The organism is Phreatobacter sp. AB_2022a (assembly GCF_026847585.1).
Taxonomy (GTDB): Bacteria; Pseudomonadota; Alphaproteobacteria; order Rhizobiales; family Phreatobacteraceae; genus Phreatobacter.
In genome coordinates this window covers 230,569-245,119 of the sequence record NZ_JAPSET010000001.1, presented here as the reverse complement: position 1 = coordinate 245,119, position 14,551 = coordinate 230,569, and the positions used below count along the sequence as shown (strand labels likewise).

Below are 14,551 nucleotides of genomic sequence, written 5' to 3'. Positions count from 1 at the left end.
GGCGGGCGGCCGGCGGCGGTGGAGGAAGGAGCCGCCGCCGGCCGCCCGTTCAAGTCACTGGCCGCGATAGGTCCAGCGACTGGCGAAGACGCCGGGAACCGGGGTCATGGTCTGTCCGTCGAAGCGGAAGTAGATGGAGGCCTTCTGCCCGGCCCTCTCGGTCGGCGAGAAGGCGATCGGCCCGGCCATGACGCCCGAGTCGAAGTTCAACTGCTCGATCGCGGCGATGACCTTGGCGCGTGTCGGCTCCGGGCCCGCCGCCTGCAGGGCGCGCACGATGACCATGGCCGGTGCGATGCCGTAGGGCATGTAGACCTGCGGATGGTCGGGCTTGCCGGCGAGATCGGGATAGGACTGGCGGTAGAGGTCGTAGACCCAGGCGAGCTTCTCCGAGCCGGGAGCGGCGGCCAGGAGCTCCTGGATGTAGACATTGCGGAAGGCCTCGCGGCTGCCGACATTCTCGACGAGCTGCTTGAGGCTGGCGATGGCATTCACCGCGATGACGATCGGCTTGTTGACGCCGAGCTCCTGCGCCTTCTTCAGGATGAGCTGGGCCGGCCGCGCATAGGTCGCGATCACGATGGCGTCGACGCCGGCGGCGCGCAGCTTGAGCACTGGCGCGGTGACGTCGGAAATGTTCGGATTGATCGACTCGACGACCAGCTCGGCGCCGTTCTGGGCGGCCTGGAAGCGGGCCGCCTCCAGGTTCCAGGCGCCATAGGCATCGTCATGGTTGATGTAGCCGATGCGCTTGGCCGAGAGCTGGCGCGTGGCGAACTCGACCGTCGAGCCGCCGACGGCGCGCTGGGAAATGGAGAGCGCACCGAAGATGTTCGGCTGCGGCGGATAGAGCGCGCCGTCGCCCGAGGCGTTGAGCATCACCCAGGGCACGCCCGACCGCACGACGTAGTCGCGCGCCGCCACGACCGGTGCCGAGCAAGACCCGCCGTTGAGCAGGAACACCTGGTCCTGCTCGACCAGCTTCTTCACCGCCGCGACCACATCGTTCGCCGTGCAGCGATCATCCTCGACGACCACCTCGATGCGGCGGCCGTGAATACCGCCTTCACGGTTGATCTTGTCGAAATACATGCGGGCCGCGTTCACCACGTCGAAGCCATAGGCCATGGACGGGCCGGACAGCGGCCCGAACATGCCGATCCTGATCGTGGTCGGAGTGATGCCCGGCTCCTGCGCCTGCGCCTGCACGGCAGGCGCTAGGGCGGCTGCGCCGAGCAGCGCCATGCAAGCTGTCTTCGACAGCGCCTTCAGCAGTCTCATGGTCGATTCCTCCCGATAAGGTTTCTTGTCATTGCATCCGGTAGCCACCATTCACGTCGATGGTGGTCCCCGTGATGTAGGCGGCCGCGGGCGAAGCCAGGAAGGCGACGGCCGCCGCGACATCGGCCGGCTGGCCGAGCCGGCCGAGCGGCACATTGGCGGTGGTCGCGGCCGTCGGACCGGCGCCGCCAGCCGCGAGCTTCATCATGTCGGTGTCGATCAGGCCGGGCGCGATCACATTGGCGGTGATGCCGAGCGGGGCCGCCTCGCGCGCCACCGCCTTGGTCAGGCCGATGACGGCGGCCTTGGCTGCGATATAGGCGGCGCTGGCATTGTAGCCGCCGAGCTGGGCGGCGACCGAGGCGAAGGTGATGATGCGGCCATGCTCCACCGGGCGCTCGCGCCGGTGCCGGAGATAGGCGCGCGCGCCGAGGAAGGGACCGACCGTATTGACCGCGAAAGTGTCCTGCCAGCTCTCCAGCGAGGTCTCGGCGACCAGCGGGCGCCGGCCCTCGTGGAGCAGCAGCTTGCCGGCATTGCAGACGAGGACCGCGACCGGGCCGAGCTTGCCTTCGACCGAGTCGAACAGCGCGTCGACCGAAGCCTCGCTGCCGACATCGCAATGGAGGCCGAGATGGCCCTCGCCGGGCAGCGACGACGCCGTGTCGCGCGCGGAGCCGGCATCGATGTCGGCGGCCGCCACGACCAGGCCGTCGCGGGCCAGAACCTGGCAGATCTCCCGCCCGATGCCACGGCCACCGCCGGTCACCACTGCGACCCTCATGATAGGCTTCCTCGATTGGTCTGCTTGTTGATTTCGCGGCACCATGTACACATGACGAGCCAGTGTCAACCAATCTGCGCGCTTTACATTGTGAAATTCGACCGTATGTATCCATGATATGAGAACGCGTTCGCAAGACGTCACCGAAATCCTGCGCGACTGGATCCTCACCGGTGCGGTCGCCGCGGGGGAGCGGCTGGAGGAGGTTCCGCTTGCCGAACGGCTCGGCGTGTCGCGCACGCCGGTCAGGGCCGCCCTCACCCTGCTCGCCAATGAAGGGCTTATCGACTACCTGCCGAAACGCGGCTATCTGGTGCGCAGCTTCAGCGCGGACGAAGTGTTCGCGGCCTATGAAGTCAGGGCGGCGCTGGAGGGCCTCGCCTGCCGGCTGGCGGCGACGTCAGGCATCCCGGACGAGGCGGCGGCGATTCTGCGCGCCTGCGTCGCCGAGGGCGACCGCTACCTCGACAAGGGCCATCTGGCGGAGGATGATTTTCGCCCCTATCAGGCGATGAACGTCACCTTCCACGACACCATCCTCCGACTCTCGGGCAATGTCTGGGCCGAGCGCTTCGTCAACCAGACCCACGGCATTCCCTTCGTGTCCGACCGCATCATCCTCTGGCACGACTACGGCGTCATCCTGCGCTCGCACAACGACCACCACCGGATCGCCGAAGCGCTGATCAACCGTCAGGCGGCGCGCGCCGAGGACCTGATGCGCGAACACGTCTATTTCGCGGGCCTGTTCCTGCGTGAGAACTTCCACCGGATCGGGCTCGGCCAGAACGCCTGACCGCCATCGAGGAGCAGCGCCCCATGAAGATCTATTTCTCCCCCGCCTCGCCTTTCGTCCGCAAGGTTATGGTGGTCGCCCACGAACTCGGCTGCGCCGACCGGATCGAGAAGCTCGACAGCGCCGCCGGTCCGGTGGTGCGCGATGCCCGGATCCGGCAGAGCAACCCGCTCGGCCAGGTGCCGACCTTCTTCACCGACGACGGCGAAGCGCTCTACGACAGCCGCGTGATCTGCGAATATCTCGATGCCCAGGCCGGCGGCCGGCTGTTCGGATCGGGCGCCGAGCGCTGGCGGCTGCTGACCGAACAGTCGCTCGGCGACGGTCTGCTCGATGCCGCTCTCCTCACCCGCTATGAGCGCGTGGCAAGGCCCAAGGAATTCTATTGGGCCGACTGGGAAAAGGGCCAGATGGGCAAGGTTGCCGACGCGCTCGACCGGCTCGAGGCGCTTGTCCCCGGCCTCGGCAGCCGTGTCGATATCGGGACCATCACCTTCGGCTGCGGGCTCGGCTATCTCGACTTCCGCTTCCCCGAACTCGACTGGCGCAAGGATCATCCCGGCGCCGCCGCCTGGTATCAGGCCTTCAGCCAGCGCCCATCGATGCAGGCGACAGTGCCGCACGCCTGACGCTGTGACCGAAGCTAGTTGCCTGGTGTCGCCGCGGCGATAGCGGCGCAGACCTGGCCGGGCGCGCGATCGAGCCGGAAGCGCCGGTCGTCGCGGCCGGCCGCCACGTCGCGCTCGCCCCCGTCGCAGCCGCTCATGCTGATGCGGCCGTGCGGACGATCCAGCGCGATCTGCAGCGCCTCGGTGGTGGAGGTCGCACCGATCGCGAAGCCGCCGCCGTCGCATTCGACGTCGCAGACGATGCCGCCGCGCCGCCGGCATTCACCGCTGGCGCTCCAGACCTCGCGTTCGCCGCGCACAGTGACGAAGATTCGGAAGGATGCCGGCTCGCTGCGGCTCGCGCCGCGGGTCAGGATCAGGCTCATCCGGGTGACGCGCTGGTCGGGATGGCGCGCCAGATGGTCGGTGGAATAGGTCCGGGAATAGCAGACTTCGCCGCCGCCGGCCGCCCGCAGGATATCGTCGAGGACGTCGGCCCGTGCGTTCCAGGCCGCGAGGCAGGCGCCCAGACCGAAAAGACCGGCACGCAGGGCGCGCCCCGTTTCGCCCATGCTCATCATGCGGCCCCCCGTTCGCCATCAGGCGCGAGTGTCGCCTTGCTCCTTCGTCGCGGCAAGAGGCCGAAAGGTTCAGACCCTCGCGACGATCCGCTGGCTGAAGGCGACGGCGAAGCCGAGAGTGAACAGCAGCACCGCCAGCGCGAAGGGCAGCATCGCGTCGAGCCGGTACAGCACGGTTCCGAGGACGGGACCAGCCATGGTGCCAGCCCCGAGCGCCGCGTTGAGCAGACCGGCAGCGCGCCCCTGCGAGTGCTCGCCGGTCGCCTGCATGACGGCGGCTGCATTGCTCGGCAGGATCAGGCCGACGCCGAGGCCGAGCAGGGCAAGGGCCGCGGCCTGCAGCGCCACCAGCCAGTTGATGGGCACGATGGCCTGGCCGGCAAGGGCGAAGGCGAGGCTGCCGGCGGCGGCAAGGGCCGCGCCGACCACCATGAGGGTGACGGGCGTCCAGCGGTCTCCGGCCCAGACCACGAGGCTCTGGGCGGCGAGCGTCGCCGCCGCAAGAGCGGTGAGCACCAGCCCAGCCTGGCGCGTCGCGCCGGCCGCGTCGAGACCGAGCTGGTCCTGCAGCCTGAAGGCGGTCAGCTGCTGGATCATGACCGTGGCCATGGCGCCGGCAAGACCGATGACCAGGAACGGCCAGAGCCGGGCCGCGGCGCCGATGAAATCATCGTCGCGGGCCGCCCCGGCCAAGGTCGCCGCTCCCGCCGGGTGCTGATCGGCGAGGCCGAGAAGAACCACGCCGAGAGTCGCAAGCGAGAGAAAGGCAATGCCGATGAACGGCGCCACGGAGCCGAGCGGCGTCAGGGCCCAGGCGATGGCCGGGCCGAGAATGGCGCCGGCGCCGAAAGCCGCGCCGATGAGGGCCGCGCCCGCGCTGCGCCGGCCGCCCGTCGTGGCATCGGCGACATAGGCGAAGGCGGCCGGAAACATTCCGCCCCAGCTGATATTGAGCACGATGCGGGAGCCGAGCAGCAGGGCGAAGACGGCGGCCGCGCCGAGCGCACCGGCAAGCCCTGCCAGAATGGCCGCGGCATAGACGAGATTGGTCATGACCGCCGCGCCAAGCCCGATGACGATGAAGGGCACACGGCCATGGCGCTCGCCGAGGCTGCCGAGAAACGGCGCCGAGACGACGAAACAGAGGGCGGCGATCGATGCGATCGCGCCGATCTGGATGTCCGACAGCCCGATGTCGCGGGCGAGCGGCGGCAGGACGGCAAAGATCGAGGATTGACTGGCGGCCGAGACGGCAATGGCTGCCAGCAGGACGAGATGCGACCTGATCATGCGGCTATTCCAAACGCGGCATCGTGACCGCGCGCGACCACTATTAGATGCGACAGCTCATGATACGCAATTATCTCGCGATGACTTTTTGTTGCAGTCTTTGTTGCAGTCGCTGAATGGGCACATACCGCGCGCGGGGGGCCTGGAAGGCCTCCGGCAAGCCGGCCCACCGAGCAACGGATCTCCGGCGGCCATGCCGTCACCCGGGACACGGACGGCTTGCGGCAGGCTGCGGACCTTGCCTAGATTGGTATGGTGACCATACCCCGATCTGCCAGACAGCCCGACCAATGGACGCCCCCCGCACCCGATCGAAATGGGCCGAATTTCTCGATCTCTCGGTCGAACCGACCAGCGAAAGGCCGCTGTTCCAGCAGATCTACCTGATGCTGCGCACGGCGATCGTGTCGGGAACGCTCGCGCCCGGCAGCCGCCTGCCCTCCACGCGCCAGCTCGCGGCACGGCTCGACGTTTCCCGCACGTCGGTGCTGACCGCCTATGAGCAGCTCATTGCCGAAGGCTATGTCGCGGGCCAGGCCGGCTCGGGCACCTATGTCTCGCAGGACGTGCCGCAGGCCATCGCCGCCGCGCCGCCGCCGGAGACGGCGCCGCCGCGGCACGCGCGACGCAAGCTGTCGGCAGCCGGCGAGCGCTATCTCAACCTCGCCTCCGACCTGTCCGTGGTCCAGCACTCCGCCTTCGGCACCGGCTGCTGCTCGATCGACGCTGTGACGGTGGAGGCCTGGCGCCGGATCAGCGCCCAGGAAATGCGCCGGTTCAATCCGGTCAATCTGGGCTATGCCCATCCCGCCGGCGAATATGACCTGCGCAACGAGGTGGCGCAGTATCTGCGTGCCGCCCGCGCCGTGCAGTGCAGCCCCGAGCAGGTGGTCATCCTGTCCGGCGCCCAGCAGGCGATCGACCTGTCGCTCCGGGTGCTGCTCGATCCTGGCGACCAGGTCTGGATCGAGGATCCCAGCTATTTCGCGACGCGCGCCGCGCTGGTCGCCGCCGGCGCCCGGCTGGTGCCGGTGCCAGTGGACGGCGAAGGGCTTGCGGTCCAGGCCGGCCTCGCCCGCGCTCCGAAGGCGCGGGCCGCCTATGTCACGCCCTCCCACCAGTTCCCGACCGGCTCGGTGATGGCCATGTCGCGCCGCCTCGAACTGATCGCCTGGGCTGCGCAGAGCGGCTCGTGGATCATCGAGGACGATTATGACAGCGAGTTCCGCTATGTCGGCCGGCCGCTCGCCTCGCTGCAGGGGCTCGATCGCGACGGCTGCGTGATTTATGTCGGCACGCTGTCGAAGATCCTCTTTCCCGGCATCCGCCTCGGCTTTGCGGTTCTGCCACACAGCCTGATCCCGGCCTTCACCGCCGCGCGCTTCCTTGCCGACCGCCAGCCACCGACGCCGCACCAGATGATCGTCGCCGAATTCATGCGCCAAGGCTTCCTGACAAGCCATATCCGACGCATGCGACAACGCTATCGCGACGCGCGCGACGTGGTCGTGGAATCGATCCGGCGCGAGCTCGGCGATCTCGTCGAGATCGAGGAGCCGGAATGCGGCATCCAGCTCGTCATGCATTTCCGCGACGCGATCTCGGATCTGGCCGTTGCCGCCGAAGCCCGGCGCGACGGCGTCGTCACCAAGCCGGTCAGCCCGCTCTACCTCGAAGCGCCGGCGCGCAGCGGCCTCGTGCTCGGCTATTCCGGCTTCGATCCGCACCAGCTGCGCTCCGCCGCGGTGCGCCTCGCCAGGGCGACGCTGAGAGTGGCGCGCGACCGGCATCGGGGCTGATGCGGACGGCGGCCGCCCTGCCCGCCCGCGCAGCCGCGAGCCGGTCAAGTGGTCGGTTCAAGCCGCCGGAAGTGGTCGTTGTCCCTCGTCCGGTCGCCTCCAAGACTTCGACCAATCCGCCCGGTGCGGCTGATCGACGTCAAGGAAGGCCCAATGGAAACGGTTCGAGTCGTCTGCGCCCATGATTGTCCTGACATGTGCTCGCTCGTGGCGCAGGTCGAAAATGGTCGCGTGATCCGCGTCCAGGGCGATCCGGACCAGCCCTACACGGCCGGATTCGCCTGCGCCAAGGTCAACCGCGACGCCGAGCTCGTCCATTCGCCCGATCGCCTGACGACGCCCCTCAAGCGGAGCGGACCGAAGGGATCGGGCCAGTTCACGCCGATCAGCTGGGACGCCGCGCTCGACGAGATCTCCAGCCGCTGGAAGACGATCATTGCCGAATCCGGCCCCGAGGCGCTGCTCGGCTATGCCTACAGCGCGCACCAGGGACAGATGAACCGCCATATCGTCAACGGCCTGTTCCACGCCCTCGGCACCAGCCGGCTGCAGGCCGGCACAGTGTGCGACACCTGCTGCGAAACCGCCTGGGACATGACCGCTGGCCCGGTCGGCAGCGCCGATCCGGAAACAGTGGTCGATTCCGACCTCGTCATCGCCTGGGGCTGTGATCTGATGGCGGTCAACGTCCATTTCTGGGCGAAGGTCGAGGCGATCCGCAGGAACGGCGTCAAGGTGGTGGTGATCGATCCCCGCCGCAGCCGCACCGCGGCAAGCGCCGACTGGCACCTGCCGATCCGCATCGGCACCGATGCCGCCCTCGCCATCGGCATCGTCCACATCCTGGTGCGCGACAAGCGCGTCGACCGCGCCTATCTCGAGGCCCATACGCTCGGCTTCGAGCGTTGGGAGCGCGAGGTGGTGCCGCGCTTCACGCCGGCCGTGACCGCCGGCATCACCGGCCTGCCGGAGGCCGACATCGAGAAGCTCGCGGCCATGTATGGCGCCGCCAAGCGCTCGTTCCTGCGCATCGGCGAAGGCATGACCCGCCTTGCCCGCGGCGGCCAGGCGCTGCGCGCCGTCGCCTGCCTGCCGGCGGTGACCGGCGCCTATGGCCGGCGCGGCGGCGGCGCCCTGCTGATGACCGCGGCCTCGATGGATTTCCAGTTCGGCTTCGTCAAGAAGCCCTCCGGCCCGAAGACCGCCCGCCAGGTCAATCATTCCAAGCTCGGCGAGGCGCTGCTGACCATGCAGGACCCGCCGCTGCGCTCCATCCTGATCGCCGCCAACAATCCCGCGGTCACCTGCCCCGAGGCCAACAAGGTGCGCGCCGGCCTTGCCCGCGAGGACCTGTTCGTCGTGGTGCACGACCCGTTCATGACCGACACGGCGCGTTATGCCGATATCGTGCTGCCGGCCACCACCTACCTGGAGACGCAGGACTTCTACCGCGGTTATGGCAGCTACTACATGCAGTTCGCCCCGGCCGCGGTCGCGCCGCAAGGCGAAGCCTGGTCGAATTTCCGTCTTGCCCAGGCCCTTGCGGCGCGCATGGGACTGACCGACCGCGTCTTCCGGATGACGGAACAGGAGATCGTCCCGGAGTTCTTCCGCGGCGCGTCCGGCGCGGTCGGCAAGGTCGATCCGGCCAAGGTGGTGGGCGCCGGGCCGATCAAGGTCGCCCCGCCCGAAGGGCAGGAGTTCCGCACGCCGTCGGGCAAGCTCGAGATCTATTCGGAAGCGCTCGCCGCCCAGGGCGTCTCGCCGCTGCCGGACTGGCAGCCCGACGCGGAGGAACTGCGCGATGCCGCGCGCTGGCCGCTGCGCCTGCTCACCGCACCGTCCTACTTCCAGCCGCACACGGCCTATTCCGGCGTCGCCTTCCTGCGCAAGCGCGAGGGCGAGCCGTTCTGCGTCCTCAACCCCGCGGATGCCGAACGGCGCGGCCTCGCGGACGGCCAGAAGGTGCGGCTCTACAACGAGCGCGCGGCTGTGGGGCTGAAACTCAAGGTCGGCGACGAGGTGGCCGAGGGCGTCATCCTGGTGCCGGGCCAGCGGCCCGGCACGGAAGCGATCGAAGGCACGGTCAACATGCTGTGCTCTGACCGTCTCACCGATATCGGCGAAGGCGCCTGCTATCAGAGCACCTTCCTCGACGTCGAGGCCTGGGAGCGGCCGGCCGCCAACGCCTGACGGCAGCCGCCGGCATCTGCGAAGACGTCGCTCAGGCGGCGTTCTCCTTGGCGATCAGGGCGCGCTTGCGCTCGACGCCCCAGCGATAGCCCGACAGCGCGCCGTCATTCCTGACGACGCGGTGGCAGGGTATCGCTACGGCAATGTGGTTGGCAGCGCAGGCCTGCGCCACCGCACGCACCGCCTTCGGCGCGCCGATGCGCCGGGCGAGCTCGGAATAGCTGACCGTCTGGCCGACCGGGATGTCACGCAGCGCCTGCCAGACCCGCTGCTGGAACGCGGTGCCGCGTACGTCGAGCGGCAGGTCGAGCCCGAGCCCGGGCGCTTCGACGAAGCCGACGACCTTGGCAACCAGATCCTCGAAATCGGGATCGCCGCCGATCAGCCGGGCCTGCGGGAACTGGTCCTGCAGGTCGCGCGCCAGCCCATCGGGATTGTCGCCCAGCAGGATCGCGCAGACACCCCGCTCGCTGCGCGCGACCAGGATCGAGCCGAGCGAACATTCGCCGACCGCAAAATGGATCGCGGCATTGGCACCGCCCGCCTTGTAGTCGGACGGCGTCATGCCCAGCACGTCGTTGGCCGTCGCGTAGAAACGGCCATTGGAATTGAAGCCCGCCCCGTAGATCGCCGACGTGACCGAGGTGCCCGGGCGGACCAGCTCGGCCCTCACGCGCTGCGAGCGATGGGCCGCCGCATAGGCCTTCGGCGTCAGCCCCGTCACCGCCTTGAACACCCTGTGAAAATGGAACGCGCTCATGCCTGCCCTGCGGGCAAGCTCGTCGAGCCGGGGCTCCTCCTCGGCCGCCTCGATGAAGCGGCAGAGCTCGGCCACCATGGCAGCCTGATCGCCGGCAAGCCCCCGCTCGTTGGGCTTGCAGCGCCGGCACGGCCTGAAACCGGCGCGGCCGGCCGCCTCGCAATCCGGATAGAAGCTGACATGCGTCGGCTTGGCGTGGCGCGAAGGGCAGGACGGACGGCAATAGATGCCGGTGGTCGAGACGGCATAGACGAAGCTGCCGTCGGCACCGGCGTCGCGCGCCAGCACCGCGCGCCAGCGCGGATCCTGCTCGACAGGCGCCGGCGCCGGGGGCTTCCCTCGCGCCCGCTTCGCCCCGGAAATCGTTTCAGTCGACATGGTCTTCCACCCTGGCTTGCGATGGTCCGTTCAAAAGCCTGCCCCTGGTCTACCCATCGGCCGCGGCGGCCGCACTCCGGCTCTTGCGGTCAAATTCGCGACGGCCGATCGAGCCGCAAGCCGCGGTCGGCTGCCACCCGTTTCCTGCGGGCTCCGCTCAGGCGGCCTCGCGGCCGGCGTTGCGCCGCGTGACCACGCCGGCCCACCAGTCGCCGAGGGCAAAGATGAACGGCATCAGCGCCTCGCCATCGGCGGTCAGCCGGTAATCGACCCGCGGCGGCACCTCGGGGTAGACCGTGCGGGTCACGACGCCGCTCGCCTCCAGTTCGCGCAGGTCCAGCGTCAGCATGCGCTGCGAGATCTTCGGCATGTCCCGACGCAGGTCGCTGAAACGCTTCGGCCCGTCCTTGAGATAATAGACCACCAGGCTGCGCCAGCGGCCACCGAGCACACGCATGGCGTCTTCGATCGGGCAGCTCGACAGGCTCTCCTTCATTCACTCTCTCCAGTATAAAATTTGTAACCGCACAACATTATTGTGCCTTCTTTACAGAAATAGCCGCCATCCGCATATCCGTCACGGCAATTCGAATAAAACGGATGGAAGGATATACAGATGGAACCCGTACTCTTCTATGGCATTCCCCACGGCTGCTCGTTCGGATCGATCGTCGCCCTGGAATGGTCGAACCTGCCCTATCGCCTCGCCCGGATCGACATGCTGGCAAAGCCCGCAGGCTACGACCGTCTCTATCCGACGGCGCAGACCCCCGCTCTGCTCACCGAGGACGGCGAGATGCTCGGCGAGAGCCTTGCCATCCTCAACCACATTGCCGCGCGCGCCCTCGGGAAAAAACTGGGCTTTGCCCAGGGCACGCGCAGCTTCGACCGCGTGAACGAAGCCCTCGCCTTCCTCCACACCGAAGTCCATGGCGCCTTCGGCCCGGTCTGGTCCACGTTCAAGCTTGCCGTCGACGCTCCGACGAAAGATATGTTGCGCGCCTATGGCCGTGACAATGTCGCCCATGTGCTCGGCAAGCTCGACGGCCGCCTTGCCGGCCGCGACTGGATGGCCGGCGAGCACAGGACGGTGGCGGATGCCTATCTCGTCGGCATCGTCCGCTGGGCCGAATATCTGGAGCTGTTCCGGCTCGAACACGACTATCCGAATCTCCACCGGCTGGTCGCGCGGCTCGAACGGGACCCCGCCGTCGTCTTCGCCCATGCGATCGAGGAGGGCGAGCCGGCGGTCACGTCCGGCAGCTTCCTCGGCCATGTGGCGATCGACGAGGCCGCCGCACGCATCGCCGCCTGAGCGGACCATCGGCGCGCCGGCTGGACCGCCGGCGCCGGCTCCCGCATCATGCAGGCATGCGGTTGATCTTCCTCTATGGGCCGCCGGCTTCGGGCAAGCTGACCGTCGCCCGCGCGCTTGCCGAACGGACCGGCTTCGCCGTTTTCCACAACCACCTGATCGTCGATGCGGTCGGAGCCGTGTTTCCGTTCGGCAGCGCGCCGTTCGTGCGGCTGCGCGAGAGCTTCTGGCAGGACACGCTGGCCGAGGCCGCCCGAGCAGGCCGTTCGACGATCTTCACTTTTGCCCCGGAGCCGACGGTATCGCCCGGTTTCGCCCGGCGAATCCAGGACGTGGTGAGTGCCGAAGGCGGCACCGTCATCTTCGTGCGCCTGACCATTGCCGACGCGATCCAGGACCAGCGGATCGCCGCGGCCGACCGCGCCGCATTCGGCAAGCTGCGTTCACTGCCCCTGCTGCATGAGTTGCGCGGCCAGTTCAAAGCGGCCGATGCGGCCATGCCGGCCGCCCGCCTGACCATCGACACCGGCATGGTCGCGCCGGCCGATGCGGCGCAGATGATCGCCGCCAGCCTCTAGCGGCCAGACCCGCCCCTTTTCCTTGCTCCCGATACCAGCGGCACGGCCGAACGGCCGATGAAGCAAGCCGTCCGCGCGCTTGACAGCGCACGGCTCTCTTCTGCATCATTCATTTATAGAAACACTGTTACTATAATAGCAACAATATGGCCACCAATCAATCCCTCGATCGCGGTCTCGCCATTCTCGATCTGCTCGATGGAGAAGCCCGACCGATGGGCATTCGCGACATAGCGCGCGCGCTGGACATCAGCCCGACGATCGTCCAGCGCCTGGCCAATACGCTGGCGGCGGCCGGCTACCTGGAACAGATGCCGGAGACGCGGCGCTACCGGCTCGGCTATCGCGCCGTGGTGCTCGGCGGCGCCCTGCGGCGCGACGATCACCTGCTCGCCAATGCCGCGCGGGAACTGCGGCGCATGGCCGACGAGCACCATCTCAACGGCTATCTGGGGGTGCTGAGGGATCATCGCGTCGTCTATATCGACAGCGTGCAGAGCAGCGGGCCGATCGCCGTCCGGTCGATGCCCGGCGAGCGCGCCCATGCACACAGCACTGCAATGGGCAAGATCCTGATCGCCGAGCTCGCCGCGGCGGAGCTCACCCGCGTCGTCGGCCCCGCGCCCTATCCCGCGCTGACCGCGCATACGCTGGTCACGGCCGAGGCACTCGACGCCGAGCTCGCCGAGGTCCGCCGGCGCGGCTACGCGCTGTCGCGCGAGGAGAACCTCGCGGGCGTCATCTCGGTGGCCGCCGCCATCCGCAACCAGTCCGGCCGCATCGCGGCGGCGCTCAGCGTCGCCTTTCTGGCCAGCGAGCACGACAGCACGGGCTGGCCGGCCATCACCCAGCTCGTGCTCGACGCCGCGCACCGCTGCTCCCGATCGCTCGGCCACGACGGGCCGCCCATCCAACTGACCGGAGACAATGCCCATGTTGCGTAACCCCGAAACACAGCCGGCGACGGCCGCGTCCCGCGCCGCCGCCGCCGCGCGGCTGCTCAACGCCGACCGCCTGAAAACCCTGATGGCGACGGCAGGTCTCGACGCGGTCGTGGCGACCGCGCCCGAGAACGTCACCTATGCCAGCGGCTACTGGGCCATGTCGCAATGGCTGCGGCGCGGACCTCAGACCTATGTCCTGCTCGCGGGCGAAGATCTCGCCGCCTCGACCATCATCGCCTCCACCACCCTGCTCGATCTCATTGCCGACCAGGACATCTGGATCGACCGCATCCGGCGGTTCGGCTACTTCCAGATCGATCGGATCGACGGCCCGCTCGACACCGTCGACCGGCATCAGGCCGAACTCTACGGGCTTGCGGACGACAAGGATCCGATCGATGCGCTCTGCGCGGCGGTCCGCGAAGCGGGGCTGGAGCGGGGCCGCATCGGCATCGACGAGCTCGGTCTGCTGCATGGCTATTGGGAGCGGCTGCAGGAGAAGCTGCCGCATGCGACCCTGGTGCCGGCCCTGCAGCTGTTCCGATCGGTTCGGGCGGTGAAGACGACCGAGGAAATCGAACGGCTCAGGCGGGCGGCACAGATGACCGAGCGTTCGATCGAAGCCGCCCTGGGCGTAGCCCGGGAAGGCGCCAGCGAGTGCGACCTGGCCGAGGCCTTTCACAACCGCACCATCGCCGAGGGCGGCTATCCCGTCCTCGGCTGCATCGGCTTCGGCACCCGCAGCGCCATGCCGAACGTCCAGCCTTCGGACGTCAGGCTGAAGCGCGGCGAAGTGATCCGCTTCGACGTCGGCGGCCGCTACCGGCACTACCGCGCCGACATTGCGCGCATCGCCGTGCTCGGCGAGCCCGACGCGAAAGTCGCCGCCTATTATCGCGCGCTGCACGTCGGCACGCGGAAGGCGATCGAGACGATCAGGCCGGGCGTGCGCACCGCCGACGTCTTCGACGTCGCCGTGGAAGCCGTCCGGCGCGAGGGCATTCCGCATTACAGCCGATCCCATGTCGGGCACGGCATCGGCATCGACGGCTATGATCCGCCGGATCTTGCAGCCTCGAGCACCGCCGTCATCGAGGAGGGCATGGTCCTCTGCGTCGAGACGCCCTACTACGAGCTCGGCTGGTGCGGCCTGCAGGTCGAGGACATGGTGGTGGTGCGCGCCGATGGCTGCGAGAGCCTGATGAGCACCGACGGCCGGCTGATGACGGCCGGCTAGCCGCGGA

The 14,551-nt window shown here is 68.5% G+C and carries 14 protein-coding genes; 8 read left to right on the top strand and 6 right to left on the bottom strand.

Translation table 11 applies throughout. From position 1 onward, the window contains the following. Positions 1-54: 54 nt before the first annotated feature. Complete coding sequence (locus OZ671_RS01160) at positions 55-1,281, bottom strand: ABC transporter substrate-binding protein (protein WP_268859000.1); 1,227 nt, start codon at positions 1,279-1,281, stop codon at positions 55-57. Between the two features lie 28 nt (positions 1,282-1,309). Further along, positions 1,310-2,065 (bottom strand): SDR family NAD(P)-dependent oxidoreductase, encoded by a 756-nt coding sequence (locus tag OZ671_RS01155; protein WP_268858999.1) that lies wholly within the window; start codon positions 2,063-2,065, stop codon positions 1,310-1,312. Between the two features lie 118 nt (positions 2,066-2,183). On the opposite strand from OZ671_RS01155, the gene OZ671_RS01150 reads away from it, so the two are divergent. After that, complete coding sequence (locus tag OZ671_RS01150; RefSeq protein WP_268858998.1) at positions 2,184-2,861, top strand: GntR family transcriptional regulator; 678 nt, start codon at positions 2,184-2,186, stop codon at positions 2,859-2,861. Positions 2,862-2,884: 23 nt separating this feature from the next. After that, entirely contained in the window at positions 2,885-3,490 is a 606-nt protein-coding gene (locus OZ671_RS01145; protein ID WP_268858997.1) for a glutathione S-transferase, read from the top strand. A 14-nt stretch (positions 3,491-3,504) separates the two neighbouring features. Here OZ671_RS01145 and OZ671_RS01140 read toward each other — a convergent pair whose 3' ends face one another. Beyond that, on the bottom strand, positions 3,505-4,050 hold the full coding sequence (locus tag OZ671_RS01140; protein ID WP_268858996.1) for a hypothetical protein: 546 nt from the start codon (positions 4,048-4,050) through the stop codon (positions 3,505-3,507). A gap of 69 nt (positions 4,051-4,119) precedes the next feature. Further along, a complete protein-coding gene (locus tag OZ671_RS01135) occupies positions 4,120-5,340 on the bottom strand; it encodes an MFS transporter (RefSeq protein WP_268858995.1) in 1,221 nt (406 codons plus the stop codon). Positions 5,341-5,630: 290 nt separating this feature from the next. On the opposite strand from OZ671_RS01135, the gene pdxR reads away from it, so the two are divergent. Both pdxR and OZ671_RS01125 read left to right on the top strand, forming a co-directional pair. Beyond that, positions 5,631-7,139 carry a MocR-like pyridoxine biosynthesis transcription factor PdxR gene (gene pdxR, locus OZ671_RS01130; RefSeq protein ID WP_268858994.1) on the top strand — a complete coding sequence of 503 codons (1,509 nt, stop codon included), beginning with the start codon at positions 5,631-5,633 and terminating at the stop codon, positions 7,137-7,139. A 153-nt stretch (positions 7,140-7,292) separates the two neighbouring features. Continuing rightward, positions 7,293-9,332 (top strand): molybdopterin-containing oxidoreductase family protein, encoded by a 2,040-nt coding sequence (locus OZ671_RS01125; RefSeq protein ID WP_268858993.1) that lies wholly within the window; start codon positions 7,293-7,295, stop codon positions 9,330-9,332. A 31-nt stretch (positions 9,333-9,363) separates the two neighbouring features. Here OZ671_RS01125 and ada read toward each other — a convergent pair whose 3' ends face one another. Then, the gene (gene ada, locus OZ671_RS01120) at positions 9,364-10,470 is read right to left on the bottom strand and encodes a bifunctional DNA-binding transcriptional regulator/O6-methylguanine-DNA methyltransferase Ada (protein WP_268858992.1); all 1,107 of its coding nucleotides are present in this window, start codon (positions 10,468-10,470) and stop codon (positions 9,364-9,366) included. 157 nt (positions 10,471-10,627) lie between these two features. Then, positions 10,628-10,966: a winged helix-turn-helix transcriptional regulator gene (locus OZ671_RS01115; protein WP_268858991.1), complete on the bottom strand. Its 339-nt coding sequence runs from the start codon at positions 10,964-10,966 to the stop codon at positions 10,628-10,630. A 120-nt stretch (positions 10,967-11,086) separates the two neighbouring features. On the opposite strand from OZ671_RS01115, the gene OZ671_RS01110 reads away from it, so the two are divergent. From OZ671_RS01110 to OZ671_RS01095, 4 genes are all read left to right on the top strand, one after another. Further along, on the top strand, positions 11,087-11,785 hold the full coding sequence (locus tag OZ671_RS01110; protein WP_268858990.1) for a glutathione S-transferase family protein: 699 nt from the start codon (positions 11,087-11,089) through the stop codon (positions 11,783-11,785). Positions 11,786-11,841: 56 nt separating this feature from the next. Next, on the top strand, positions 11,842-12,363 hold the full coding sequence (locus OZ671_RS01105; RefSeq protein ID WP_268858989.1) for a hypothetical protein: 522 nt from the start codon (positions 11,842-11,844) through the stop codon (positions 12,361-12,363). A gap of 146 nt (positions 12,364-12,509) precedes the next feature. Then, a complete protein-coding gene (locus OZ671_RS01100) occupies positions 12,510-13,307 on the top strand; it encodes an IclR family transcriptional regulator (RefSeq protein WP_268858988.1) in 798 nt (265 codons plus the stop codon). Next, on the top strand, positions 13,297-14,544 hold the full coding sequence (locus OZ671_RS01095; RefSeq protein ID WP_268858987.1) for a M24 family metallopeptidase: 1,248 nt from the start codon (positions 13,297-13,299) through the stop codon (positions 14,542-14,544). The genes OZ671_RS01100 and OZ671_RS01095 overlap by 11 nt, the downstream gene beginning before the upstream one ends. The last annotated feature ends 7 nt before the right edge of the window (positions 14,545-14,551 follow it).

Bases quoted from the DNA above. Each gene is read 5' to 3' on its own strand.
- OZ671_RS01160 (WP_268859000.1), bottom strand. From the start codon at position 1,281: ATGAGACTGCTGAAGGCGCTGTCGAAGACAGCTTGCATGGCGCTGCTC.
- OZ671_RS01155 (WP_268858999.1), bottom strand. From the start codon at position 2,065: ATGAGGGTCGCAGTGGTGACCGGCGGTGGCCGTGGCATCGGGCGGGAG.
- OZ671_RS01150 (WP_268858998.1), top strand. From the start codon at position 2,184: ATGAGAACGCGTTCGCAAGACGTCACCGAAATCCTGCGCGACTGGATC.
- OZ671_RS01145 (WP_268858997.1), top strand. From the start codon at position 2,885: ATGAAGATCTATTTCTCCCCCGCCTCGCCTTTCGTCCGCAAGGTTATG.
- OZ671_RS01140 (WP_268858996.1), bottom strand. From the start codon at position 4,050: ATGATGAGCATGGGCGAAACGGGGCGCGCCCTGCGTGCCGGTCTTTTC.
- OZ671_RS01135 (WP_268858995.1), bottom strand. From the start codon at position 5,340: ATGATCAGGTCGCATCTCGTCCTGCTGGCAGCCATTGCCGTCTCGGCC.
- pdxR (WP_268858994.1), top strand. From the start codon at position 5,631: ATGGACGCCCCCCGCACCCGATCGAAATGGGCCGAATTTCTCGATCTC.
- OZ671_RS01125 (WP_268858993.1), top strand. From the start codon at position 7,293: ATGGAAACGGTTCGAGTCGTCTGCGCCCATGATTGTCCTGACATGTGC.
- ada (WP_268858992.1), bottom strand. From the start codon at position 10,470: ATGTCGACTGAAACGATTTCCGGGGCGAAGCGGGCGCGAGGGAAGCCC.
- OZ671_RS01115 (WP_268858991.1), bottom strand. From the start codon at position 10,966: ATGAAGGAGAGCCTGTCGAGCTGCCCGATCGAAGACGCCATGCGTGTG.
- OZ671_RS01110 (WP_268858990.1), top strand. From the start codon at position 11,087: ATGGAACCCGTACTCTTCTATGGCATTCCCCACGGCTGCTCGTTCGGA.
- OZ671_RS01105 (WP_268858989.1), top strand. From the start codon at position 11,842: ATGCGGTTGATCTTCCTCTATGGGCCGCCGGCTTCGGGCAAGCTGACC.
- OZ671_RS01100 (WP_268858988.1), top strand. From the start codon at position 12,510: ATGGCCACCAATCAATCCCTCGATCGCGGTCTCGCCATTCTCGATCTG.
- OZ671_RS01095 (WP_268858987.1), top strand. From the start codon at position 13,297: ATGTTGCGTAACCCCGAAACACAGCCGGCGACGGCCGCGTCCCGCGCC.